This is a genomic window from Nocardia brasiliensis (assembly GCF_042691675.1).
GTDB classification, from domain to species: domain Bacteria; phylum Actinomycetota; class Actinomycetes; order Mycobacteriales; family Mycobacteriaceae; genus Nocardia; species Nocardia brasiliensis_D.
Map to the genome: position 1 here is coordinate 7,833,671 of NZ_CP170507.1, position 25,217 is coordinate 7,858,887.

At 67.0% G+C, this 25,217-nt stretch carries 23 protein-coding genes; 11 read left to right on the top strand and 12 right to left on the bottom strand.

Translation table 11 applies throughout. The features are described from left to right. The first annotated feature begins 49 nt into the window (after nucleotides 1-49). Nucleotides 50-1,438 carry an MFS transporter gene (locus ACFK0J_RS35975; RefSeq protein ID WP_378734157.1) on the top strand — a complete coding sequence of 463 codons (1,389 nt, stop codon included), beginning with the start codon at nucleotides 50-52 and terminating at the stop codon, nucleotides 1,436-1,438. Continuing rightward, the gene (locus ACFK0J_RS35980) at nucleotides 1,435-2,181 is read left to right on the top strand and encodes a 3-hydroxybutyrate dehydrogenase (protein WP_378734158.1); all 747 of its coding nucleotides are present in this window, start codon (nucleotides 1,435-1,437) and stop codon (nucleotides 2,179-2,181) included. Before ACFK0J_RS35975 ends, ACFK0J_RS35980 begins: the two co-directional genes overlap by 4 nt. A 26-nt stretch (nucleotides 2,182-2,207) precedes the next feature. On the opposite strand, the gene ACFK0J_RS35985 is transcribed toward ACFK0J_RS35980, so the two are convergent. After that, nucleotides 2,208-2,801: a TetR/AcrR family transcriptional regulator gene (locus ACFK0J_RS35985; protein ID WP_378734159.1), complete on the bottom strand. Its 594-nt coding sequence runs from the start codon at nucleotides 2,799-2,801 to the stop codon at nucleotides 2,208-2,210. Between the two features lie 142 nt (nucleotides 2,802-2,943). Between ACFK0J_RS35985 and ACFK0J_RS35990 the strand changes: the two genes are divergently transcribed. The 9 genes from ACFK0J_RS35990 (at nucleotide 2,944) to ACFK0J_RS36030 (ending at nucleotide 15,513) form a co-directional block, all read left to right on the top strand. After that, nucleotides 2,944-4,542 (top strand): carboxyl transferase domain-containing protein, encoded by a 1,599-nt coding sequence (locus ACFK0J_RS35990; RefSeq protein WP_378734160.1) that lies wholly within the window; start codon nucleotides 2,944-2,946, stop codon nucleotides 4,540-4,542. Between the two features lie 85 nt (nucleotides 4,543-4,627). Next, nucleotides 4,628-6,724, top strand: coding sequence for an acetyl/propionyl/methylcrotonyl-CoA carboxylase subunit alpha (locus ACFK0J_RS35995; protein WP_378734161.1), 2,097 nt, complete (start codon nucleotides 4,628-4,630; stop codon nucleotides 6,722-6,724). After that, complete coding sequence (locus ACFK0J_RS36000) at nucleotides 6,721-7,881, top strand: acyl-CoA dehydrogenase family protein (RefSeq protein ID WP_378734162.1); 1,161 nt, start codon at nucleotides 6,721-6,723, stop codon at nucleotides 7,879-7,881. Before ACFK0J_RS35995 ends, ACFK0J_RS36000 begins: the two co-directional genes overlap by 4 nt. Beyond that, the gene (locus ACFK0J_RS36005; protein WP_378734163.1) at nucleotides 7,878-8,381 is read left to right on the top strand and encodes a MaoC family dehydratase; all 504 of its coding nucleotides are present in this window, start codon (nucleotides 7,878-7,880) and stop codon (nucleotides 8,379-8,381) included. Before ACFK0J_RS36000 ends, ACFK0J_RS36005 begins: the two co-directional genes overlap by 4 nt. After that, a complete protein-coding gene (locus tag ACFK0J_RS36010; RefSeq protein ID WP_378734164.1) occupies nucleotides 8,378-9,190 on the top strand; it encodes an HpcH/HpaI aldolase/citrate lyase family protein in 813 nt (270 codons plus the stop codon). Before ACFK0J_RS36005 ends, ACFK0J_RS36010 begins: the two co-directional genes overlap by 4 nt. Nucleotides 9,191-9,220: 30 nt before the next feature. Continuing rightward, a complete protein-coding gene (locus ACFK0J_RS36015; protein WP_378734165.1) occupies nucleotides 9,221-11,170 on the top strand; it encodes an acetoacetate--CoA ligase in 1,950 nt (649 codons plus the stop codon). Between the two features lie 116 nt (nucleotides 11,171-11,286). Next, nucleotides 11,287-12,627, top strand: coding sequence for a cytochrome P450 (locus ACFK0J_RS36020; protein WP_378734166.1), 1,341 nt, complete (start codon nucleotides 11,287-11,289; stop codon nucleotides 12,625-12,627). A gap of 213 nt (nucleotides 12,628-12,840) precedes the next feature. Beyond that, complete coding sequence (locus tag ACFK0J_RS36025; protein ID WP_378734167.1) at nucleotides 12,841-14,082, top strand: TetR/AcrR family transcriptional regulator; 1,242 nt, start codon at nucleotides 12,841-12,843, stop codon at nucleotides 14,080-14,082. A 186-nt stretch (nucleotides 14,083-14,268) separates the two neighbouring features. Beyond that, nucleotides 14,269-15,513: a TetR/AcrR family transcriptional regulator gene (locus tag ACFK0J_RS36030; RefSeq protein WP_378734168.1), complete on the top strand. Its 1,245-nt coding sequence runs from the start codon at nucleotides 14,269-14,271 to the stop codon at nucleotides 15,511-15,513. On the opposite strand, the gene ACFK0J_RS36035 is transcribed toward ACFK0J_RS36030, so the two are convergent. The 11 genes from ACFK0J_RS36035 to ACFK0J_RS36085 are packed head-to-tail and all read right to left on the bottom strand — an operon-like array spanning nucleotide 15,514 to nucleotide 25,122. Then, nucleotides 15,514-16,182, bottom strand: a complete 669-nt coding sequence (locus ACFK0J_RS36035; protein ID WP_378734169.1) for a hypothetical protein — start codon at nucleotides 16,180-16,182, stop codon at nucleotides 15,514-15,516. It abuts the gene before it with no gap. Between the two features lie 8 nt (nucleotides 16,183-16,190). After that, complete coding sequence (locus ACFK0J_RS36040; protein ID WP_378734170.1) at nucleotides 16,191-17,369, bottom strand: MCE family protein; 1,179 nt, start codon at nucleotides 17,367-17,369, stop codon at nucleotides 16,191-16,193. Further along, a complete protein-coding gene (locus tag ACFK0J_RS36045) occupies nucleotides 17,366-18,448 on the bottom strand; it encodes an MCE family protein (protein WP_378734171.1) in 1,083 nt (360 codons plus the stop codon). Before ACFK0J_RS36045 ends, ACFK0J_RS36040 begins: the two co-directional genes overlap by 4 nt. Beyond that, nucleotides 18,445-19,545, bottom strand: a complete 1,101-nt coding sequence (locus ACFK0J_RS36050) for an MCE family protein (protein ID WP_378734172.1) — start codon at nucleotides 19,543-19,545, stop codon at nucleotides 18,445-18,447. The genes ACFK0J_RS36045 and ACFK0J_RS36050 overlap by 4 nt, the downstream gene beginning before the upstream one ends. Continuing rightward, on the bottom strand, nucleotides 19,545-20,567 hold the full coding sequence (locus ACFK0J_RS36055; RefSeq protein WP_378734173.1) for an MCE family protein: 1,023 nt from the start codon (nucleotides 20,565-20,567) through the stop codon (nucleotides 19,545-19,547). Before ACFK0J_RS36055 ends, ACFK0J_RS36050 begins: the two co-directional genes overlap by 1 nt. After that, nucleotides 20,567-21,589: an MCE family protein gene (locus tag ACFK0J_RS36060; RefSeq protein ID WP_378734174.1), complete on the bottom strand. Its 1,023-nt coding sequence runs from the start codon at nucleotides 21,587-21,589 to the stop codon at nucleotides 20,567-20,569. Before ACFK0J_RS36060 ends, ACFK0J_RS36055 begins: the two co-directional genes overlap by 1 nt. A 1-nt stretch (nucleotide 21,590) precedes the next feature. Then, nucleotides 21,591-22,964, bottom strand: coding sequence for an MCE family protein (locus tag ACFK0J_RS36065; protein ID WP_378734176.1), 1,374 nt, complete (start codon nucleotides 22,962-22,964; stop codon nucleotides 21,591-21,593). An 8-nt stretch (nucleotides 22,965-22,972) separates the two neighbouring features. Then, nucleotides 22,973-23,836 carry an ABC transporter permease gene (locus ACFK0J_RS36070; RefSeq protein WP_378734177.1) on the bottom strand — a complete coding sequence of 288 codons (864 nt, stop codon included), beginning with the start codon at nucleotides 23,834-23,836 and terminating at the stop codon, nucleotides 22,973-22,975. 1 nt (nucleotide 23,837) lies between these two features. Further along, on the bottom strand, nucleotides 23,838-24,692 hold the full coding sequence (locus ACFK0J_RS36075; protein WP_378734178.1) for an MlaE family ABC transporter permease: 855 nt from the start codon (nucleotides 24,690-24,692) through the stop codon (nucleotides 23,838-23,840). 20 nt (nucleotides 24,693-24,712) lie between these two features. Continuing rightward, on the bottom strand, nucleotides 24,713-24,898 hold the full coding sequence (locus tag ACFK0J_RS36080; protein ID WP_378734179.1) for a hypothetical protein: 186 nt from the start codon (nucleotides 24,896-24,898) through the stop codon (nucleotides 24,713-24,715). Continuing rightward, a complete protein-coding gene (locus ACFK0J_RS36085; RefSeq protein WP_378734180.1) occupies nucleotides 24,898-25,122 on the bottom strand; it encodes a hypothetical protein in 225 nt (74 codons plus the stop codon). Before ACFK0J_RS36085 ends, ACFK0J_RS36080 begins: the two co-directional genes overlap by 1 nt. Nucleotides 25,123-25,217 lie beyond the last annotated feature (95 nt).

A 25,217-nucleotide genomic window follows, 5' to 3' on the forward strand; every position in this document is an offset into this window, starting at 1 on the left:
GCCGTCACATCCATATCTTGATGTGACCCCTGGCACGAAGGAGAGTTCGATGAGCGTGCGTAGTGCATTGTGGCCGACGGGCGGCGAGCCCGGCGGGGTGCCGACCGGCCTGAGACGAGTGGTGGCCGCGTCGATGGCGGGCACGGTCGTCGAATGGTATGAGTTCTTCCTCTACGGCACCGCCGCGACGCTGGTGTTCAGCAAGGTGTTCTTCGCCAAGGGCACCAGCGATCTGGACGCGATCCTCGCCGCCTTCGTCACCTACGCGGTCGGCTTCGCCGCACGCCCGTTGGGTGGCATCGTCTTCGGGCATTTCGGCGACAAGTACGGGCGCAAGAAACTGTTGCAGTTCAGCCTGATCCTGGTGGGCGCCTCCACGTTTCTGATGGGCTGCCTGCCCACATTCGGTCAGATCGGTTACTGGGCGCCCGCGCTCTTGGTCACCCTGCGCTTCATCCAGGGCTTCGCGGTCGGCGGTGAGTGGGGCGGCGCGGTTCTGCTGGTGGCCGAACACAGTCCGAGTCGCAGTCGCGGATTCTGGGCGAGTTGGCCGCAGGCGGGTGTGCCGATGGGGAACCTGCTGGCGACCGGGGTGCTGTTGACGCTGACCACCTGGCTGTCGGACGCGGCCTTCCTCAGTTGGGGTTGGCGCGTGGCCTTCTGGTTGTCCGCCGTCGTCGTGCTGGTCGGCTACTACATCCGCACGAAGGTCACCGATGCGCCCATTTTCGTTGCCGCGCAACAGGAAGTGGAGCAGATCAAGGCGACATCGCTGAGCGTCGTCGAGGTGGTCAAGCGGTACCCGCGCGGCGTGATCACCGCCATGGGACTGCGCTTCGGCGAGAACATCCTGTACTACCTGGTGGTCACCTTCACCATCACCTACCTCAAGGTGCAGGTGCACGTCGACACCAAAGTCATTCTCTGGTGGCTGCTCGCCGCGCACGCCGTGCATTTCCTGATGATTCCGCTGGCCGGGCAACTGTCCGATCGCTACGGCAGGCGTCCGGTGTACCTGGTCGGCGCGCTGACCGCGGGCACCTGGGGGTTCTTCGCCTTCCCGATGATGGACAGCGGGCACAACGCGGTCATCATGTTCGCCATCATCATCGGCCTGGTTTTCCACGCGCTGATGTACGCGGGGCAGCCCGCGATCATGGCCGAGATGTTCCCGACCCGGATGCGGTATTCCGGTGTGTCCCTTGGTTATCAGGTCACCTCGATCGTGGCCGGATCGCTGGCGCCGATCATCGCCGTCCGGTTGCTCAACACCTACAAGTCCGCGGTGCCCATCGCCATATACCTGGCCATTGCCGCGGGCGTCACCGTGATCGCCGTCTGCTTCGCCCGCGAAACGAAAGGTCTGGATTTGGAAACCGTCGACCTCGCCGATGCCGAAAGCCTGGCCGCCCGCCCCGCCACGGCGGTTGCCAAATGACGAGCCTGACCGGACGTTCCGCCCTGATCACCGGCGGTGCCAGTGGCATCGGCGCGGCCTGCGCGCGCGAACTGTCCGCGCGGGGCGCGCTGGTCACCATCGCCGACATCGACGACGTCGGCGCCAAGGCGCTGGCCCGCGAACTCGGCGGAAAGTCCTGGGCGGTAGATCTACTCGACGTCGAGGCGCTGGAACAGCTCGAGCTCGAGGTGGACATCCTGGTGAACAACGCGGGCGTGCAGAGCATCAGCCCGCTGGAGGACTTCGCCCCGCAGCAGTTCCGGAACCTGCTCACCCTCATGGTCGAGGCGCCGTTCCTGCTCATCCGTGCCGCCCTGCCGCACATGTACCGCAACGGCTTCGGCCGGATCATCAATATCTCGTCGGTACACGGGATCCGGGCATCGGAATACAAGGCCGCCTACGTGACGGCCAAGCACGGACTGGAAGGGTTGTCCAAGGTCACCGCGCTGGAGGGCGGCCGACACGGCGTCACCAGCAACTGCGTCAGCCCGGGCTACGTCCGAACGCCGTTGGTGGACAAGCAGATCGCCGACCAGGCCAAGGCACACGACATCCCCGAGCAGGAGGTACTGGCGAAGATTCTGCTCACCGAGAGCGCGATCAAGCGCCTGGTCGAGCCGGAAGAGGTTGCGGCACTGGTGGGTTGGCTGACCTCGGCGCACGCGAGCATGGTGACCGGCGCCTCCTACACGATGGACGGCGGGTGGAGCGCTCGATGAGCGAGCGCTCCACCCGAGGCGGCCTGTCACCCCAGAGCGGAGAGCGCCATCCGGCGCAGGATGGGCCGGGCGCGTGCGGCGGTCGCCGTGGTCGCACTGTGCGGGGTGGAGTTGATCAGGCCGAAGGCGGCGTGTGCCTGTACCCGCGCCGCCTCCTCGGGTAGGTCCGGGTGCAGCTCGCGCAGCACCGTGACCCAGATTTCCACGTACTGGCGCTGGGTGCGGCGCAGCTCCCGCCGGGCGGCGGCCGGAACATTCTCGAGATCTCGGTCCTGGATGCGGATCAATTCCGGATCACCGAGCGCGAAGTCCAGATGGAAGTCGACGAGACCGGCCAGCGCCTCGGCCGCGGCGGACGTGCTCGCCACCACCGCCTTACCGCCGTCGAGCAGTCGCTGGCTGACCCCGACGAGCAGTTCCACCAGCAACGCTTCCTTGTTCGGGAAATGGCGGTAGACGGCGGGCCCGCTGATGCCGACGGCCGCGCCGAGGTCGTCCAGTCGCATGCCGAGGAAGCCGCGGTCGGCGATGAGCCGGGCGCCGGCATCGAGGAGTTGCTGCCGTCGCTGCGCCTTCAGCTGTTCACGGCGGGTGAGCGTGCCGGAATCGATGCTGGTCACACGCGCTCCTTTCGCCTCCTGGACATCTCGGTTAACCAAGATTAACCTGGATTCCAGTTATCGGCGACTAACTGGCCCGCCCGTCGCCCGACCACCACCCCTCATCGAGTCGCTTCGCGAACCTGACCCAGAGGATCAAGTGATGACCGTTACCGAAGAGGCCGTCGACAACCGTGTCGCCCACAAGGCGCTGGTCGACGACCTGACCGCCCGGCTGGCCAAAGCCGCGCTCGGCGGCCCGGCAAAGGCACGGGACCGCCACGTCGCGCGGGGCAAGCTGCTGCCGCGCCAGCGGGTAGACCGGCTGCTCGACCCCGGCAGTCCGTTCCTCGAACTGTCGCCACTGGCCGCGACCGGGATGTACGGCGACGAATCCCCCGGCGCCGGGATCATCACCGGGATCGGGCGGGTGTCCGGCCGCGAGTGCGTGATCGTGGCCAACGACGCCACCGTCAAGGGCGGCACCTACTACCCGATGACGGTGAAGAAGCATCTGCGCGCCCAGGAGATCGCGCTGCAGAATCAGTTGCCCTGCCTGTATCTGGTCGATTCCGGCGGCGCCTACCTGCCCGAGCAGGACGAGGTGTTCCCGGACCGGGAGCACTTCGGGCGCATCTTCTACAACCAGGCGACCATGAGCGCCAAGGGAATTCCGCAGATCGCCGCGGTGCTGGGCTCCTGCACCGCGGGCGGCGCGTATGTGCCCGCGATGAGCGACGAAGCGGTGATCGTGCGTAACCAGGGCACGATCTTCCTCGGCGGCCCCCCGCTGGTGAAGGCGGCGACCGGAGAGGTGGTTACCGCGGAGGAACTCGGCGGCGGCGAATTGCATTCGCGTACTTCGGGTGTCACCGATCACCTGGCCGAGGACGACCTGGATGCGTTGCGCATCGTCCGGCGCATCGTCGCCACCCTCGGCCCGCGTCCAACGGCCCCGTGGGAGGTACGGCCGACAGCGCGGCCCGCCGCGCCGGAGGCGGAGTTGTACGACGTGGTGCCGGTCGACCTGCGCACCCCGTACGACGTCCGCGAGGTGATCCACCGGCTCGTCGACGGTGACCCGCACGGCGACAGCGGCTTCCACGAATTCAAGGCCGAGTACGGCAAGACCCTGGTGACCGGTTTCGCGCACATCCACGGCCACCCGGTCGGCATCGTCGCCAACAATGGCGTGCTGTTCAGCGAATCCGCCATGAAGGGCGCGCATTTCATCGAGCTCTGCGACAAGCGCAAGATCCCGCTGCTGTTCCTGCAGAACATCACCGGGTTCATGGTCGGTCGCGACTACGAGGCGGGCGGCATCGCCAAGCACGGCGCCAAGATGGTCACCGCGGTGGCCTGCGCACGGGTACCGAAGCTGACCGTGGTGATCGGCGGTTCGTATGGCGCGGGCAACTATTCGATGTGCGGGCGCGCGTATTCGCCGCGCTTCCTGTGGATGTGGCCCAATGCCCGGATCTCGGTGATGGGCGGCGAGCAGGCCGCCTCCGTCCTGTCGACGGTGCGCGGCGATCAGCTCGACAGTTCAGGGCAGCCGTGGTCGACCGCGGACGAGGAGGCGTTCAAGGCGCCGATCCGTGAGCAGTACGAACGCCAAGGCAACCCCTACTACTCGACGGCCCGTCTCTGGGACGACGGCGTGATCGATCCCGCCGACACCAGAACTGTCCTCGGGCTTGCCCTTTCGGTGTGCGCGCAAGCGCCGCTCGAGCCCGTTTCCTACGGCGTCTTCCGGATGTGAGAGCGAGCGTCAGCGAGTGAACCATAGACACAGTGCGCAATCGCGCACGACGGAGCCGAGCGCCAGCGAGGCGGAGGAGCGCGCGATGCTGAACAAATCTCATCCCGTCGGGTTCGACACCGTTCTCGTCGCCAACCGCGGCGAGATCGCGGTGCGTGTCATCCGCACCCTGCGCGCCATGGGCATTCGCTCGGTCGCGGTCTACAGCGATGCCGATTCCGACGCCAGGCATGTGCACGAAGCCGACACCGCGGTGCGGTTGGGCCCGGCCCCCGCCCGCGAGAGCTACCTGGCGATCGACAAGGTGGTCGCCGCCGCCGTGCGGACCGGCGCGCAAGCGGTGCATCCCGGGTACGGATTCCTGTCCGAGAACGCCGCTTTCGCCGCGGCGCTCGCGGATGCGGGCATCGTCTTCCTCGGCCCGCCACCCCGGGCGATCGAGATCATGGGTGACAAGATCGCGGCGAAGAACACCGTTTCCGCGTTCAACGTCCCGGTGGTGCCCGGCATCGCCAGGCCCGGTCTGACCGATGCCGACCTGATCACCGCGGCGCGGGAGATCGGCTACCCGGTGCTGGTCAAGCCCTCCGCCGGTGGTGGCGGCAAGGGCATGCGGCTGGTCGAGGATCCCGCCCAGCTGCCGGACGCGCTGGTCAGTGCGCGGCGCGAGGCCGCGGCGGCGTTCGGTGACGACACGCTGTTCCTGGAGCGCTTCGTCACCCGCCCGCGGCACATCGAGGTGCAGGTTCTCGCCGACCAGTTCGGCAATGTGCTGCACCTGGGCGAACGCGAATGCAGCCTGCAGCGCAGGCACCAGAAGGTGATCGAGGAGGCACCGTCGCCGCTGCTCGACGCGGCGACGCGGGCCAGGATCGGCGCGGCCGCCTGCAATACCGCGCGCAGTGTCGACTATGTCGGCGCGGGCACCGTCGAATTCATCGTCTCCGCCGACCGGCCGGACGAGTTCTTCTTCATGGAGATGAACACCCGCCTGCAGGTGGAACATCCGGTCACCGAGCTGGTCACCGGCATCGATCTGGTGGAATGCCAGGTCCGTGTCGCGGCCGGGCAGAAGCTCGCGGTGGAGCAGGACGAGATCCGGATGATCGGGCACGCCATCGAGGCCAGGGTGTACGCCGAGGATCCCGGTCGTGGGTTCCTGCCCACCGGCGGTACGGTGCTCGACCTGTCCGAGCCCGAAGGCACCGGGATCCGGGTGGATTCGGGATTGCGGGTCGGCACCGTGGTCGGCAGCGACTACGACCCGATGCTGTCGAAGGTCATCGCGCACGGCGCCGACCGCACCGCCGCGATCGCGAAACTCGATCGGGCACTGGGCGATACGGTTCTGCTCGGGGTAACCAGCAATATCGAATTCCTGCGCTTCCTGCTGGCGGACCCGAATGTCGCGGCAGGACAACTGGATACCGGGCTGCTCGATCGCCGGGTCGCCGACTTCCAGCCCACCCCGGTCGGCGACGAGATGTTCCTGGCCGCGGCCGCTTACCGCTGGCTGCGGCGCTGGCCCGCGACGCCGGGCGATCCGTGGCACATCCCTTCCGGCTGGCGCATCGGCACCGCGGCACCGACCGCCATCCGGTTGACCGGTGGCGACCGGGTCGAGCACGTGTACCTCACCGGCACGCCGAACGACGCGACGGCACGAATCGGCGAGGGCGAATCCGTCTCGCTCACGGCCTCTTTCGACAACAACGTGCTGTCCCTGACGTTGGACGGCGTCAGGCACGAGTACCGGGTCGCCGAATACGACGGGCAATTGTGGCTGGCCGGACCCGCGGGCAGCGCGATGCTGCGCGAGATGGCGGAGGCGAGCGTGCGCGGCTCCGCCGAACACATCGGTGATGCCGAAATCCACAGCCCGATGCCGGGTTCGGTGATCGCGGTGCCGGTGTCCAGCGGCGCCACCGTGGCGGCGGGCGATCCGGTCGTCATCGTGGAGGCGATGAAGATGGAGCATTCGCTCGCTGCTCCGATCGCCGGGACCGTCGAAATATTGGTCACCCCCGGCACGCAGGTGCGCCTCGATCAAGTGCTCGCCCGCATTGTCGCGACGCCCGCCCTCGAAGAGCCCGCGTCAGCACCCGATTCCGGCCTGCGCCGGAACGACGAGGGCACCGAACAATCCTCGAATTCCGCCGAGCGAGAAGGAAACCCAGCATGACCGACTTCCTATCCACCGGCACCCTGCCGCAGGAGTACCGCGATCTCGCTTTGACGGTGCGCGATTTCGCGCAGTCGGTGGTCGCGCCGGTGGCCGCCGAGCACGACGCGAAGCACACCTTTCCGTACGAGGTGGTTTCCGGCATGGCCGAGATGGGCCTGTTCGGGCTGCCGTTCCCCGAGGAGTACGGCGGCATGGGCGGCGACTACTTCGCGCTGTGCCTGGCGCTGGAGGAGCTCGGCAAGATCGACCAGAGCGTGGCCATCACGCTGGAGGCCGGTGTCTCCCTCGGCGCGATGCCCATCTACCGCTTCGGCAACGACAAGCAGAAGCTGGAATGGCTGCCGCAGCTGACCAGTGGGCGTTCGCTGGCCGCGTTCGGGCTCACCGAGCCGGGTGCGGGCAGCGACGCGGGCGGCACCAGGACCACCGCGGTGGCCGACGGCGGCGAATGGATCATCAACGGCAGCAAGCAGTTCATCACCAATTCCGGCACCGACATCACCACCTTGGTGACGGTGACGGCGGTGACCGGCCAGACCGGTGGCAAGAAGGAGATCTCCACCATCCTGGTGCCCACCGACACCCCCGGCTTCGTCGCCGAACCCGCCTACAACAAGGTCGGCTGGAACGCCTCGGACACGCACCCGCTCAGCTTCACCGACGTGCGGGTGCCGGCGGAGAACCTGCTCGGCGAGCGCGGCCGCGGCTACGCCAACTTCCTGCGCATCCTGGACGAGGGCCGCGTCGCCATCGCGGCGCTCGCGGTCGGCGCGGCGCAGGGCTGCGTCGACGAGAGCGTGCGCTACGCCAAGGAACGCGAGGCGTTCGGCCAGGCCATCGGCCGTAATCAGGCCATCGCCTTCAAGATCGGCAGAATGGAGGCGCGGGCCCACACGGCCCGCACCGCCTACTATGACGCTGCGGCACTGATGCTGGCGGGCAAGCCGTTCAAGAAGCAGGCGTCCATCGCCAAGCTGGTGGCCAGCGAGGCCGCCATGGACAATGCCCGCGACGCCACCCAGATCTTCGGCGGCTACGGATTCATGAACGAATACCCGGTGGCCCGGCACTACCGGGACAGCAAGATCCTCGAAATCGGTGAGGGCACAACGGAGGTGCAGTTGATGCTGATCGGACGGGAGCTGGGCTTGTGAATGAGACCACCGATGGCTTGCGGCGGGTCGTGCAGACCGGCCTGTGGTTCGAGGAACTCGAAACCGACGTGCTCTACCAGCACCGACCCGGCCGCACCATGACCGAGACCGACAACGTCCTGTTCAGCACGCTGACCATGAATCCGCAGGGGCTGCACATCGACGCGGCCTACAGCGAGGCCCAGGAGCCGTTCCATCAGCGCCTGGTCAACTCGCTGTTCACCCTCGGCACCATGGTCGGCCTCGCCGTGGCACATCTGACCCAGGGCACCACCGTCGCCAATCTCGGCTTCACCGAGGTGAACTTCCCGGCGCCACTGTTCCACGGCGACACCATCTACGCCGAAACCGTCGTCCTGAACAAGCGCGTCTCCAAGAGCAGGCCTGGTACGGGCATCGTCACCTTCCGCCATACCGCCCGCAACCAGCACGGCACCGTCGTCGCGGTAGCCGTCCGCAACGCCATGATCCGCCTACGACCCGAATCCGGACAGCCATGACCTGGGAGATGCCGGGGTCAGCGTGGTTGTTCTGTCCCGCGGATCGGCCGGAACGCTACGCGAAGGCCGCCGCGGCCGCCGATGTGGTGATCCTCGATCTCGAGGACGGGGTCGCGGCCGGGGACAAAGTGGCGGCGCGCAAGGCACTCATCGAAACGCCTTTGGATCCCGCGGCCACGGTGGTCCGGATCAACGCGGCGGGCACCGACGAGCACGCCCTCGACCTGGCCGCACTGGCCGACACCGGGTATCGGTGCGTCATGCTGCCGAAATGTGAAGCCGCCGAACAGATCACAGCGCTGGCCGAGTACGAGGTGATCGCGCTGATCGAGTCACCGCTCGGTGCGCTCACGGTCGGCCGAGCGGTCCAGGCGCACAACGCTATCGGCGTGATGTGGGGTGCCGAGGATCTCGTCGCCGGGCTCGGCGGCAACGCCAGCAGGCACGCCGACGGCAGTTACCGCGACGTGGCGCGGCATGTTCGGTCGACCACGCTGCTCGCGGCCAAGGCCTACGGCAAGTTCGCGCTCGACTCGGTGTATCTGGACATCCGCGATCTCGACGGTCTGCGCGCCGAAGCGCTGGACGCGGTCGCCGTCGGATTCGACGCGAAGGTCGCCATCCACCCCAGCCAGGTGGCGGTCATTCGCGCCGCGTATACCCCCTCGGCGGCGGAGTTGGATTTCGCCCGCCGGGTACTCGGCGAAGTGCCGAAGCACCGTGGCGTGTTCGCCTTCGAGGGCCGCATGGTCGATGCCCCGGTGCTGCGGCATGCCGAGCAGATCGTGCGGCGCGCCGAGCGCGCCTGACCACCAGTTCGAACAGCCAGGAGGAATGCGGTGCAACCACAGTGGGTGCCGACCGAGCAGGATATCGCCGACGCCAGGATCACCGACTTCGCGAGGTTCGTCGAGGCGCGCACCGGGGTCGCCGCGCCGGACTATGCCGCGTTGTGGCAATGGTCCGTCGATGACATCGCCGGTTTCTGGCATGCGGTGTGGGATTATTTCGAGCTCGGCGAAGTGGCGGGCGAGGTACTGGCCTCCGTCGAAATGCCTGGCGCACAGTGGTTTCCCGGTACTCGACTGAACTATGTCGACCAGATCGTTCGCCAATTCCGCACCGATCGGCCCGCGATCATCGCGGTCGCCGAGGACGCGCCCGCGCGCGAGGTGTCCTGGGTCGAATTGATCGACTACTCGACGGCATTGGCCCGTACGTTGCGATCAATGGGGGTGCGGGCCGGTGATCGAGTGGTCGGCTATCTGCCCAATATTCCGCAGGCGGTCATCGCGTTCCTGGCGACCGCCAGCATCGGCGCGGTCTGGAGCGCGTGCGGCCAGGACTACTCCCCCAAGGCCGCGCTGGATCGGCTCGGCCAGCTGGAACCCACCGTGCTGATCACCGCCGACGGCTACCGGTTCGGCAGCAAGGCACACGACAAGCGCGACGACATCGCCGCCCTGCAAGCCGGTCTCGGCACGCTGCGCGGCACGATCGCCGTCTCGCAGCTCGGCTTCGACGTACCGGACGCGACGCCGTGGCAGGACGCGATCGTGCACGACGAGGCCGCGCCCGCCGTGATCAGCACGGAGGCAGTCGATTTCGATCATCCGCTGTGGATCGTGTTCTCCTCCGGCACCACCGGCCTGCCGAAGGGCATCGTGCACGGACACGGTGGCGTATTACTGGAGCACCTCAAAGCCGTGGCGCTGCAATCCGATATCGGCCCGGACGATACGTTCTTCTGGTACACCAGCCCGAGCTGGATGATGTGGAACTTCCAGATCGCCGGTCTGCTGGTCGGCGCGACCATCGTCTGCTACGACGGCAGCCCCACCTATCCGGCCCCGGACGCGTTGTGGCGCATCGCCGCCGAGACCCGCGCCACCGTGCTGGGCACCAGTCCCGGCTACGTGCTCGCCTGCATCAAGGCGGGTGCGGTGCCGCGCGCCGATCACGACCTGTCCGCACTGCGCACGGTCGGCATCACCGGCGCGTCGCTACCGACCTCGTCGGCGATCTGGTTGGGCGAGAACACCGGTGAGCACGTTCAGGTCAACTCGATCAGTGGTGGCACCGACGTGGTTTCGGCCTTTCTCGGGGGCGTCCGCACCGTCCCGGCCTGGCCCGGCGAGCTCTCGGCCCGCTTCCTCGGCGCGGCGGTCGAGGCCTTCGACGGCACGGGTCAGCCGGTCCGGAACGAGGTCGGCGAGCTCGTCATCACCGAGCCGATGCCGTCCATGCCGGTCCGCTTCTGGCACGACCCGGACGGAAAGCGTTATCACGAAGCGTATTTCGACATGTATCCCGGCATCTGGCGGCACGGCGACTGGATCACCATCACCGATCGGAACAGCATCGTGGTGCACGGCCGCTCCGATTCCACCCTCAATCGGCACGGCGTCCGGATGGGCAGCGCCGACATCTATCAGGCCGTCGAAGCCCTCCCCGAGATCGCCGAAGCCCTGGTCATCGGCGCCGAACAGCCCGACGGCGGCTACTGGATGCCGCTGTTCGTCGTCCTCGCTCCCGGCGCCGATCTCACCGACGAGCTGAAGACCCGCATCAACACCACCATTCGCACCGAGGTTTCGCCGCGGCACGTCCCGGACGAAATCCTCATCGCCCCTGGGATTCCGCACACCCGCACCGGTAAGAAGCTCGAGGTCCCCATCAAGAAGCTGTTCCAGGGTGCCGACCCCGCCAGGGTTGTCGAGCGCAGTGCGGTCGACAACCCGGACCTGCTCGACTGGTACGCCACGCTTCGCCCGAGCACCGGCGCCTAGCAGTCGGCCGATCGCCACCGTCTCGACGTCGGATCGGCCGTATGCATAGCTTCCGCGGTGCGCATCTCCTAGCGTGGTAAGCGACAGGTTCGTCCCTTACCCGCGGAGGTGGCATCGTGGCCGCACAGGACGTCCGAGAGCGTGACGAGACGGCCGCGTATCCGCCGGGGTCGCGACTACCCGCCTTCGTGCAGAGCATCTTCTTCCAGGTCGATCGGCAGCGGTTCGTGCCCGCGCTCGCGCGCCGGTACGGCGACGTCTTCACGCTGCGTATCCCGCCGTTCGCCGAGCATTTCGTCGTGTTTTCCCGGCCGGAACACATCAAGGAGATATTCGCGGGCAATCCGCGCGACCTGCACGCGGGCGAAGGCAACCAGATCCTCGGTCACATCATGGGCCAGCACTCCCTGCTACTCACCGACGAGGACGAACACGCGCGGGCCAGGCGGCTGCTGATGCCCGCCTTCAACGGCGCTGCGCTACGCGCGTACCGCGACCTGGTCGCCGACATCGCCGTCGCCGAGATCGGCCGCTGGACACCGGGTTCGACGCTGGTCACGCTCGACCGGATGAACGCGCTCACCCTCGAGGTGATCATGCAGGTGGTGTTCGGGGTCACCGACGAACAGACCCGCGCCGAACTCACGCCCCGGCTGCGGCACATCGTGAACCTCAATCCACTGGTCTTCCTCGGTTTCCAGTCGGCCATGCTCGCCCGGATCGGCCCGTGGAAACGGTTCGCCACGAATCTGCACGAGGTCGACGCCTTGCTCTACGCCGAAATCGCGGGCCGACGACGCGCGCCCGATCTGGCCGAACGCACCGATGTCCTGTCCCGGCTGCTGCACGCGGGCACCGGTGACGATCACGACCCGCCGCTCACCGACGCCGAGCTGCGCGACCAGCTCATCACCCTGCTGCTCGCGGGTCATGAGACGACCGCGTCGGCGCTGTCCTGGGCGTTGTACGAGATCGCCGCGCACCCGGATATTCAGCAAGAGGCCGCCGAGGCCGCGCGGACCGGCGACGACAAGTACCTCGAAGCCGTCATGAAGGAAGCGATGCGGCTGCACGTCGTCATCAATGGGACCAACCGAAAACTGACCAGGGACATGACCATCGGCGGCCGGCGGCTGCCCGCGGGCACGGTGGTCAACACCTCGATCCTGCTCGCGCATCGCAGCCCCGAGAACTATCCCGATATCGCCGTCTTCCGGCCGGACCGCTTTCTCGCGGGCGAGGTGGCGCCGAATACCTGGCTGCCCTTCGGCGGCGGGGTCCGGCGCTGCATCGGTGCGGGTTTCTCCCTGATGGAGGGCACCACTGTGTTGCGGGAAATTCTTGTGCGGCACGCGCTTTCACTGCCGGAAGGGGCGGAGCCCGAGCGGGGGAAGACGCGCAACATCACGACGGTTCCACGAGGCAAGGCGCGTCTGGTCATCGGGCCGCGCGGCTGAGCACAACGCGCGTCCGGGTCCGCAGCGCGCGACTGTGTCGGTCCCCACGTCCGTGACCTGCGCACACTGATCGGCTCGGCGGTCCACCCCGAGCGTTTTTCCGGCGGGTACCGTGCCGATTCGGCGGTGGCCGAGGACACATGACCGGGGCGACAGGCGGCCCGCGCCGAGCCGTGGCCCGTCTCACCAGCCCTGATCAGTACGATGTCCGACATGAGTGTCGACAATCGCCGTACGGCGCGGAAGGCGAGCAGCGGCGACTCGGCACCCCGGGAGATCCGACGCAGGCCGAAGAATCGACGGGCCCAGATCGCCGCCGCCTCCGCCGCCGCGTTCGGTGCGCTGGGCTACCACGGCGTGAGCATGGAGGACATCGCCTCGGGGCTCGGCATCAGCTCGGCCGCGCTGTACCGCCACTATCCGAGCAAGTACGCGCTGTTCCGCGAGGAACTGCTGCGGGTCGGCCTGGCGATGACCGAGTCGGTCGAGCTGCCCGAAGAAGCCGCGGGCCTGCCCGCCGAACAGCGGCTGCGGCACGTGCTGGACGCGCTGATCGCCGTCACGATCGAGAACCGGCCCACCATCACCCTGGTGCGCTGGGAGGGCCGCTACCTCGAGCCCGACGACCTGGCCACGCTCAACGACCAGCAGCTCGCCGTGCTCGGCGCGCTCGGCAACCAGTTGGCCGAACTGCGCCCGGAGCTGTCCGAGGACGACATTCGCGTGCTGCGCACCGCACTGCTGAGCACCATCACCAGCATTGCCGATCACCACGCCACGCTCCCGGCGAAATCCCTTGCCCGGCTCCTGAACTCGGCGTGCTGGCCGATCGTCGGCGCCGAACTGCCCGCCGAGCAGCCCGCCGAACCGCTCCAGGTGGTCGAGATCCCGGATTCGTTCAAACACGAACTGCTGCTGCGTAAAGCGGTGGAGCTGTTCCACGAGCGCGGCTACCCGAATGTCAGCGTGGAAGATATCGCCACCGCCGCAGGGCTTTCCGCCGCCTCGGCGGTGTACCGGTTCTATCGCGGCAAGAGCGACCTGCTCGCTGCGGCCTTTCGCCGTGCGGCAGAACGGGTTTCGGGCGCGGTCGGCCCGGCGGTCGCGAACGCGGCGACCCCGGAGGGCGCCCTGACCACGCTGATCGAGCAATACGTCGCGGGCTCGTTCGCCGAACGCGCGTTGACCTACGTGTATTTCACCGAGTTCCAGCATGTTCCGGCGGAAGAACGCACGGTGCTGCGAAACATCCAGCGGCTCAGTGTCGAAGAATGGGCGCGGCTGCTGCGCGAGGTGCGGCCGGAGCTGTCGCCCGCCGAAGCGCGGTTCCTGATCCACGCCGCGTTCGCGTTGGTGGTGGATCTGGGGCGGGCATTCGACAACCAGCCGATGGCGGCGCAGGCGCGCGTGCGCCTGCTCATGCAGCTGGTCCTGTTCGGCCGTCCCGCCGCCTGACCGAGTCAGCCGCGCTTCCATTGCGGTACCGACCGGTCGTTTATGTTACGTGAGATTCCAAGTCAGCCAGGACGCAGCGCTAGAGGTTACAGCCCAGATATGGCGCTCATTGTGATCTCCGATTCAGTTTGAATTCAAGTACGCAAGGCCCCTCTACCGAGTGTCCGATTCGGCTACCATCGCGGCATGGGTGCCCAGGAACGCCGCGCTGCGGACAAGGCGTCCGACGGGGCAGCACCGCGCGTGGTCCGGCGGCGACCACGTGATCGACGGGCCCAGATCGCGGCGGCCTCCGCCGAGGCATTCGGGTCGCTCGGCTACCACGGCGTGAGCATGGAGGACATCGCGTCCCGGCTCGACATCAGCTCGGCCGCGCTGTATCGCCACTACCCCAGCAAGTACGCGCTGTTCCGGGAGGAGGCCCTGCGACTCGGCGACCTCAGCGAGGCGGCGGTGCGGCTGCCCGAGTCGGCGCGCGAGCTGTCCGCACCGGCCCGGCTCGGGCACGTCATCGAGGCACTGATCACCGCTTCGATCGCGAATCGCCGCAGCGCCGCGCTGTTGCGCTGGCAGCGCCGCTATCTCGAAGACGCCGATGCCACGATTCTGGCCGACCAACTGGCGACGGTGAATTCGGTGCTGATGTCGCTGCTCGCCGCTGCGCGGCCGGAACTCGACAAGGCGGACCGGGCGGTGTTGTCGGCCGCCGTGCTGAGCGTGCTGAGCAGCATCGGCGATCACCACGTGTCGATCCCGGTGCGCGCGTTGACCGCACTGCTCGGCTCCGCCTGCCGGGCCGTCGCCGACTGCGTCCTGCCACCTTCGGCCACACAGACCGAAACCCTTGCAGCAACCGAGATTCCGCTGACGTTCAAGCACGAACTGTTGCTCGCCCGCGCGATCGAACTGTTCCACGAACGCGGCTACCCGAATGTCAGCGTGGAGGACATCGCCACCGCGGCCGGACTACCCGCGTCCTCGGCGGTGTACCGCTTCTACCGCGGCAAGGGCGATATCCTCGCGGCCGCTTTTCGTCGTGCCGCGGAACGGGTTTCGGCCGCGATCGGGCCCGCCGTCGCGGCTGCGGACGGTCCGGAGCAGGCCCTGACGACGCTGATCGAACTGTACGTCGCGGGCTCTTTCGCCGAACGCGAACTGACCTTCGTCTACTACGCCGAGATCAGCAATGTGCCTGCCGATGATCGGACGGTGCTGCGAAACATCCAGCGGCTCAACGTCGAAGAGTGGGCGAAGCTACTCGTCGGCGTGCGGCCCGAGCTGTCCGCGGCCGACGCCAGGCTCCTGGTGCACGCGGCGCTGGCCCTGGTCGTCGATCTGGGCCAGCGCTTCGGCTCCGACGACCCGGTGTGCTCACGGCAGCGGGTGGCGCACCTCATGCGGGTCGTCCTGTTCGGCCGCGAGCACGGCTAGTTACTGCTGCGGCGGAGCCAGCGGCGAGTTCACCTTGTTGACCAGCCAGCGGCCGTCCACCTTCGCCAGTCGCATCACCATGGACAACTGGCCGGGGGCGGGCTTGCCCTGGGTGCCCATGCTGGTGATCGTCTGCCCGATGACCACTATCGCCTCGGCGGAGCTCTCGTCGCCGGTTTTGATCGCGCACTGGACGTCATTTACCTTCGACACCACCTCGCCCTGGGTGAGCACTTCGCGCAATTCCTTGCTGGTGCTGTCGAATTGCTTCTTCCAGTCGCCGGTCGCACCGTCGAGCACGGCGGTGAAGTAGGCGTCCAGGTTCTTGGCGTCGTAATCGGCCAGGACCGGCGCGTACTCGCACGCGGCGGTGCGCGCGTCAGCGTTGGCGTCGAGAACGGCCTTGTTGCCCTTGTTCTGCAAGAAGAAGACGACGCTCGAAGCGACTGCGGCACAGAGCAGCACGGCCACCGCTGCCCGCACCGCAATCACCCCTGCGCGGCCGGACAGCAGTCGCGGGCGCTTGTCCGCGGTGGCCTTCTCGGCATCTCCGACCGCGGCCGCCTGGTCCGACACGGGCGACGCCTGTTCTGCCACCGCATCGTTCGACGTTTCCGGCACGGCCGAATCCTCAGACGTCGCGTTGCTCGGGCCTTCGTTGTCGCTCATGGGATTTCCTATCTACCAGGTGCCGGTCGGGACAATTCGTCACCGGTGACGCCGGGTGGCGGGCCGGAGCCGTTGTCGGGCACGTTCGGTCGTGGCGCGTTCGCGGATCCGCGAACCTGCAGCGCCGGATTATTGGTGACGCAGTAGTTGTAAAGCCGCACCCTGGTGTCGGTGGTTTTCGTCGTCGGCACTACGGGCACCGTGTCGTAGTCACAGCTCGGGCGCGGCCAGGGGTCGACGAGCGTGTGATAGGCGTTGTCGTGCGCCGGAATACCGATGGCCTCCGACCCGGTCCGCAGCGCGGGGAACAGCGCCGCGATCGCGGGGGCCCGTAGCTTCGCGGCCTTGGTGATCGCGACGAAGTTGGTGACCAGGTTGGTCATCGGGTCCTCGGTGTCGCGCACGATGCCGCCCAGGGTGGCCAGCTGCCCCGGTCCCAGGTCGAGGAACTTGCGCACCTCCTGATCGGCGGCGGTCAGCTGCTGGAACAGCGCGCTGGAGCCGGTGGTCAGCGTGGTCAGGTCGGGTTGTGCGTGCGAGGTCGTTTCCGCGATCACTTGCAGGTTCTCGATGAGCTGCCGGGTCTGCGGCAGCAAATCGGTCAACCCGGCCATCGCTCTGCTGATGCCGGAGATCATGTTGCGCAACCGATCCGGTCCGCCGGCGAGTGCCTTGTCGAGTTCGTCCACGATCACATTGAGTCGTCCCGGATTCATCCCCCCGATCAATCCGCTCATGCTCGCGAGCACCGACTGCACCGTCACCGGTGCGGTCGTCCGGGCGCGCTCGACCACCGCGCCGTCGGCGAGATACGGCCCGCTGTCCGTGTCGGGCCGGAAGTCGAGGTACTGCTCGCCCGCCGCGGAAAGCCGGCCGACGGCGACCGTGCCGCCCACCGGAATCCTCGCGGCCTTGTCGATCTCGGCGATCGCCGCGACACCGTCGCCGGAGACCCGCACGTCGGTGACCCGGCCGACCCGGGTACCGCGGAAGGTGACGTCGTTGTTCGCCGCCAGACCGCCGGAGTTCGCCAGCTCGACCCGCACGGCGTAGGTGCTCGGCAGCGGATTGATCCGCAGCACATTGGCGCCGAGATAGGACGCCCCAAGGACGAGCACCACGATCAAGCCGACATTGGCCACCGCGACCCGGCGCCGCACCAGCCATTGCCACAGCGGCGGATTCATCGCCCACCGCCCTGCAGCCGGCCGATCACCTTTTCGATGACCTGCGCGAGACTGCCGATGAAGGCGGGCACGTCACCGATTTCGGGCGGCCTGCTGCCCTTCGGGTCGGTCAGCGCACCGACGCTCAGATAGGACACGGTGGCCGCGACCGCGAGCACCGGCCCGTCCATGCTGGCCGTGATCGATGGGTAGATGGCGTGCAAGCCCTCCAGCGTGCCCGCGAGATCGTCGCCCATCTGCGTGAATCCGGACATCAGCCGCTGGATGCTGTCGAACAGGCTGACGAAATCCGGCCCGGTGGTGTCGGTGAAATCACCGAGCGCCGCCATGGTCACCGACACCTTGGCAATGAGATCGGCAATGGCCCTGTTGTTTTCGGCGACAAGGCCGATCAGCGGCGGGAAAGTGTCGGCGGCCGCGCCCAATTCGGCTTTGCGTCTGGCCAACTCGCCGGTCAACGTATTCAGCCCGGACAGCACACCATCGACGTCGGCGGTGCGCTGATTGAGTGCGGCGAGCACGTCGGTCATTTCGGTGATCAGGTGGGACAACTCCGGCGCGCGCCCGGCGAACATGGAGTTCATCTCGGCGGTGATCCGGGCCGCCTGATTGAGCCCGCCGCCATTGAGCAACAGGGAGACCGACATCATCAGCTGCTCGACCGAGGCGCCGGTAGAGGTGAGGTCCGGGGCGATGGTGTCGCCGGCGCGCAGCAGCTCGGTGTTGTCCTGCCGGGCGGGCAGGGTCATCGCGACGAACATATCGCCGAGCGGAGTGGCCTGGCGCAGTTCGGCGGTGGTGCCCCGGGGCAGCTGAATGTCCTGGCGGATCTGCATTTCCACCTCGGCGAGGAAGTTGGTGGTGCTGATCGCGGACACCATGCCGACATCGGTGCCGCCGATCTTGACGTGCGCGTTCGCGGGCAGGTTGAGCGCGTCCCGGAACACCGCGCGCAGGGTGTAGCCGGGGCCGCCGATGCCCGGCTTGGGCAGTGGCACATTGTCCACCGTCACCGCGCAGCCCGCCGTCGCGGCGACGGTCGCGGCGACGACCAGCGCGGCCAGCGCCCGGGTCCTCATTTGGTCAATCCGAGCAGTGCGGCGGTGAGCCCGAAATCCGGCCCGAAGTCCTGGATCTTGCCGGTGCGACACCCGTCGAGCCGCATCTGCACCCGCTCGCAGAACACCGAAAGTGCCTCGCCGTCGAGGACCGCCTTGTCCAGCAGCCCGTGCAGGCGTAGCGCCTGATGTTCGCGACTGGTGGCGTTGGCGAGGTTCTGGAAGAACAGTGGCGTGACATCGGCGATTTCGGTGAGCGAGCGCGCGTTGGCTCGCATCTGCCCGGTCAGCGTGGTGAATCGGGTGAGCGCACCGAGCAATTGCTCACGGTTGTTGCCCACCACCGTCGAGGTATTGGTGACGAAGTCGTCGAGCTGCGTCAGCACCGCTTGCAGTCCCGGCGCCTGATCACCCATCAGCCCGACCATTTCGGTGAGTCTGCCGCTGAAATCGCGCACCGTCTGGTCGTTCTCGGCGATGATCTGGGTGATCTCGTTGAGTTTCACGATGGTGTTGGAGATCTGGTCCCCGTTGGCCAGACTCACCTCGAATGCCGAGGACATCGCGTCGAGCGTCTCGCGCAGTTTGTCCCCGTTGCCGTCGAGTAACGGGAAAAGTACCCGACTCGCCATCGGTCCGGTCTCGTTGTCGCCCTTCAGCGCTCGGCCGAGCTGGTCGAAATTGTCCAGGATGCGGTCCAGTTCGACCGGCGTGCGGGTGTGCTCCAGCGGGATGTGCGCACCGTCGGTCAGCACCGGGCCGTTGCCTTCATAGGCGGGCGCGAGTTCGACGTGGCGGTTGGTGATCAGCTGCGGCGACACCAGTGCCGCGATGACATCGGCGGGCACCTTGACGTTCTTGTCGATGGACATGGTCACCTCGACATAGCTGCCCCTGGCCGTCACCGTGTCGACCCGACCCACCGGGACACCGAGAATCGCGACATCGTTGCCCGCGTACAGACCGGCCACATTCTCGAAATCGGCGCTGATCCGCAGATGTTCGCCCAGATACTGCTCCGGCAGCGCGCTCAGGCTGTCCGGCAGCAACGAACACCCCGAGGCCACGCCGGTGACCAGGCACAGCACAGCGGTCTTCAGCAAAGTACCTATTTTCATCAGTTGCACCCCTGTACCGCACCGGCGAAACAGAGCCAGTTGTCCGGGAAGACCCACGGCGCCCATACGTCGCCGTAGGGACCGTTGCCGAGCGCGTTGTTGAACTGCCGCAACGCGACCGGCATGATTTCGTAGAGCGAAGCGAGGTTGTCCCGGTTCTTCTCCAGGCCCTCCGACATGGTGTTCAGGCTCTGGATCATCGGCCCGAGCTGATTGTTGTTCTCCAGGCCCATCTCCTGCAGCAGGCGGGAGAGCTCGGCGACGTTGTCCAGCAACGACTTCAGCAGATTCTGGCGTAGTGCGACGGCATTGCCGATCGCCTCGCCCCGGGTGAGCAGCAGCAGCACACTGTTGCGGTTGTCGGACACCAGCTGCGACACCTGATCCATGCTCTTCAACAGCACGTCGACCTCGTCGCGGCGCTCGTTGATCACCTTGGCCAGCGCGCCGATGCTGTTCAGCGCCTCGACGGTGAGCTGCGGCGAATCACCCATCTGCCGACTGAGCAGGTCCAGCGACTCGCGCAATTTGGTCGGATCGATCCGTTCGATGCGCTCGAACGACGACTTGTACACCGGATCGCGAATGACCTTGCCGAGGTTGTACGGCACCGAAGTATTGGCGAGCACAATCTTGTTGCCCGGCAGCCCTTTTCCGTTGCCGGGAACCAGCTCGACGTGCAGCTTGCCGAGGATGGTTGTCATCTTGATGGCCGCGCGGGCGTCGGGGCCGAGGCGAAGGTCCCGGCGGACCCGAAGGTCCACTACCACTTTCGCGCCGTCGAGTCGCACCGCGCGCACCGAACCGACTTCGATGCCGGACACATCCACCGACGCGCCCGCCCGCAGCCCGGCCGCTTGAGCGAACTCCGCTTGAATCGTCTTGTCCCCCAGCCGGGCCTGCGACAACGCGCTGGAGCCGACCAGTAGCAGCAGCACCGAGCCCGCCGCGAGCAGACCGAGCCACAGCAGCCTGTTCCGCGGTAGTCGGACGCGTCCGACCAGGGACCGCGCTCGTGTCATCACCGGCACACCTCCGATTGCGAATTGCCGCCGACCTGCGAGAACAGCCCCGGCGGCAGCAGCACACCCCACAGCGAGACATCCAGGCGGCAGATGTAGGCATTGCCATAGGCGCCGTAGCTGGTGAACCTGGCGATGCCATTGAGCACGTCCGGCAGCTCCACGGCCGCCTGGTCCAACGAGGCGCCGTTGAGCAACAGCAGCGCCACGCCGCTCGTCGCATCGTTCTGTGCCCGCGCCATATTCGGCTTCACCTGACCGATCAGTTGCACCAGCGAGTCGGTCGAGATGGCCACCTGATCGACGGAGCTCTTCAACGACTCGCCCTGCGCATACAACGACTCGACGAGCGAACGCGCCTGGGTGATCAGCGTTTCCAGCTCCCCGCTGCGATGTGCCAGCCCGGCGATGACACTGCTCAGGTTGGTGATGACATCGCCGAGAATCTTGTCGCGCTGCCCGAAGGTGCCCGCGAGTTCGGCGGCCTGGGTGATCAACGCACTGAGCGAGACATTGTTGCCCTGCAAGGCTTGGATCAGGGTCTCCGACAGGGAATTGATCTGGTCCGGCTGCAGCACGCTGAACAGCGGCTCGAAGCCGGACAGCAGCGCGGACACATCGAACGAGGGCTCGGTGCGCTCCAGCGGGATCGCCGAGCCCGCCGGGAGCACCTGTCCGTCGCCCGCGCCGGGAACCAGCGCGACATAGCGTTGTCCGATCAAATTCTGGTAGCGCACCATGGCCTTCGTGGTCGTGGTGAGCCGCTGCTTGCGCTGGATGCGGAAGTCGATGCGGGCCCGGTAGTCGCCGTCGAAGTCGATCGCGTCGACCCGGCCGACCCGGACTCCGGCCATCCGGATGTCGTCGCCGACGCGCAGACCGAGGACGTCGGAGAACGTCGCGGAGTAGGAATCGGTGTCGCCGGTCACCGAACGTTGCAGGGTGGACCAGATCGTGTACGTCAGCACGATCGCGACGACGGCGAAGAGGCTGAACCCGATCAGCGCCTTACCTGATTTCATCTCAGCGACCACCCTTGTCCGCCGGGGTGACCGAGCCGCCCGCCAGCAGCGGCGACAGCAGCAGGTACTGCGCGGCGGTCGGCTTGCCGCCGACGATCGCGGCTACCGCGTCCGTTCCACGTAAACCATTGGGATCCGCGGGATTCGGTGCCGAGTCCGTTGCGGCAGCCGGGGCGGTGAGACCGGGAATCATCGGAATGCCGGGAAGACCGGGGATGGCGGGCAGGGTCGGCAGCACGGGCGCCGGTCCCGCCGCGTCCAACCACTTCGGCGCCAGCTGTGCCGGAAACTCCTGTGGTGGAGCGACTTCCGGAACAGTGCTGCCCCCACAACGTGGGCCGCTCATGCTGCCGTATCGCGGGCAGTCCTCGGCCGTGTACTGCTGGAACGGCGTGAAGGACACATCCATCTTCCAGATCATCTGGCGACTCGGCCCGAACCCGAACACCGAACGCAAGCGCCGCAGTGAGACATTGAGGTTGGCCGCGGTGTCCTGCAATGCCTGTGGGTCCTCGGCCAAGCTGCCGAACAGTTCGTCGACACCGGAGACCACTTCCTTGCCCGCGTCGGGATTGCGGGCGAACAGCGAATTCACCGAGTCGATCGCCCCGTTCGCGTTGGTCAGCAGGGCAACCAGCTTGTCCCGTCGCTCGGTGAGCGTGCGGGCGGTGGTCACCGACTCCGACAGCACGCCGACCAGATCGGGCGCGGAGGCGCTCAATGCCGTCGCGGCGCGGCCGAGATCGCCGAGCATGGCGCCGATCCCCGGAATGGCGTGCACCTCGGTGAGCCACCGGTCCAAGCGTTCGATGGTGGAGCCGGGGACGCGCACGGACGGGTCGAGCGCGTCGGCGAGCGTGGCGAGTACCCGGCCCAGCTTCTCCGGCTGGATGTGGTCGAGCACATCCCGCAGCACGCTGAGCGTGGTCTGCAACTGGACCGTGCCCTCGCTGGTGTCCTCCGGGATCTCCGCGCCCGCGCGCAGGGTTTCGGTGGTCTGCCCGTTGTCGACGAGCTCGATCGCCGTCACGCCGAAGATGTTGTTCGGAATGACCCGGGCCGTCACCGCCGCCGGAATCATCGCCGCGACCGCGGGTTTCAACTTCAGTTCGGCACGCTGTCGTTCGCCTTTGGCGACGACCTCGACGCCATCGACCGAACCGACGATCATGCCGCGGAATTTCACGTCGGCGTGTTCGGGCAGCCCGTCACCGGTGCTGGTGAGCACGGCGACGACGCCGACGTTGTCCTCGAAATGTCCGTTGTAGCGCAGCCCGAGCAGGTACAACAGCAGCAACGTGATAGTCGTCAGTGCGATACCCGCTAGCGAGAGTTGCCGCGTACTCGGGCCGCGGCCGCTGGGATCGATGATCATCGTGACTCCTACCCCGAGATCCGGAAGCCGGGGTCGATGCCCCAGATAGCCAGCGTGAGAACAAGATTCGCGAACACCATCACTACGATCACCATCTTGATCGCGCGGCCTGCCGCGTGCCCGACCCCTTCCGGGCCGCCGGTGGCCACATAGCCGTAGTAGCACTGCAGGAAGGTCGAAAGCAGCACGAACACCATCACTTTGAGCACCGAGAAGAAGACGTCGGCGCCATTGAGAAACTGGAAGAAGTAGTGGTCGTAGGTGCCCGCGGAGGTGCCGCCGAGGAACAGCACCGACAGCTTCGTCATCAGATACGCGACCGCGAGGCCCACGCTGTACAGCGGGACGATGGTCAGCGTCGCCGCGATCATCCGGGTGGTCACCAGATACGGCAGCGGGCGGATGGCGATGGATTCCAGCGCGTCGATCTCCTCGGAGATCCGCATCGCGCCTAGCTGGGCGGTGAATCGGCAGCCCGCCTGAATCGCGAAGGCCAAGGTGGCCAGGATCGGGCCGATTTCCCGAGTGGTGGCGAACCCGGAGATGGCGCCGGTCAGCGGGTTCATCGTGAGCAGGTTCAGCGCCGTGTACGACTCCATGCCGACGGTGATTCCGCCGAACCCACACAGGATGATGACGACGCCGACGGTACCGCCGCCGACGATCAGCGAGCCGTTGCCCCAGCCGACATCGGCGGTGAGCCGCAGCACCTCCTTGCGATAGTGCTTGAGCGCGAACGGAATTGCCACGACGGCCGCGACGAAGGTGATGGCCTGGTGGCCGAGCCGCTGGTTGGCCCGAACCGGTCCGCGGACCGCACCGCCGACGACGCGGAGGGGTTGCAACGCCGGTGGCGTATACCGCGAGCCCATGTCAGAGCACCTTCGCCGGGAACAGCGTGTTGTACACCTGGGTGATGATGATGTTGGTGGCGAACAACATCAGGGCCGAGTTGACCACCGCCGCGTTCACCGAATTCGCGACCCCGCCGGGGCCACCCCTGGTGTGCAGGCCGATATCGCAGGCGATGATCGCGGTGAGCGCCCCGAAGATGGCCGCCTTCACCAGCGCGACGATCAGGTCGTTCGCGACCGCGAAGGAGGCGAAGGTGCTGATGAACGATCCCGAAGTACCGCCCTGCGCATAGACGTTGAACAGATAGCCGGTGGCGAAGCCGACGAAGACCACGAACCCGCACAGCAGCATGCTCACCAGCACCGCGGCCGCCAACCGGGGCGCGACCAACCTGCGGATCGGATCGACACCCATCACCTTCATGGCGTCGATCTCCTCCCGGATCGTGCGGGAACCGAGGTCCGCGCAGATGGCCGAGCCGACGGCGCCCGCGATCATCAGCGAGGTGACCAGCGGCGCGCCTTGGCGAATGATGCCGAGACCGCTGACGGCGCCGATGAAGGTGGTCGCGCCGACCTGACTCACCAACGCGCCCAGCTGAATCGAGACCACCACCGCCACCGGTATCGCGACGAACACCGTCGGGGCCGCGGACACACTCGCCATGAAGGCGCACTGCTTGACGAATTCCTGGAACGGGAACCGGCGGGTGAGCAGCGCCCGGAACATCTCGACGACGGCGTCGCGGCCGAGCGTCACCTGGCGGCCGAGCGTCTCCAGCGACCGCTGCGGGTGCCGCTGCCACAGGCCCCTCAGGTCGTCGACGGCCTTCTCCAGATCGGTTCGGTCCGGCGGTCGTTCGGTGATCGTCACTAGGTACTGCCTCTCCAGGCTCAGGCGATGGTCAGCTGCCGCTGCAGCAAGACGAGGAGGTAGCCGACCACGGCGATGCCCGCGACGACGGTGCTGAGCACGCCCAGCCACAGTCCGAACCGGAGCATCGGATTCACCCGCGTGCGCCCACCCAGAATCTTCGCGACGATCACCACGATGTCGATGAGCCAAACCAAGAACATCATCAGGTCATGCACACATTCGAGAAGGTGAGCACCGGCCAGCACACGATCGAACCCAGGAACGAGATGACCACGTCGATGCCGTGCATATCGCGCAGGTGGCCGGTGTGGGTGAGGGTCCAGATCACACCGATCAGCCCGTACGGGATGCCGAGAATGATCAGCGTCCCGAGGAACTCCGAGACCTTCATCTCGTAGCTGAACAGCCGATCCAGCTTCTTGAGCATGCGTGTCCTTTCGCGTGCCGGACGAACGCGACCGGCCGCCCGCGACGGGCCGACACGGGATCCGCCGCTGGATCCAGCCGGACACCGCACGGTCC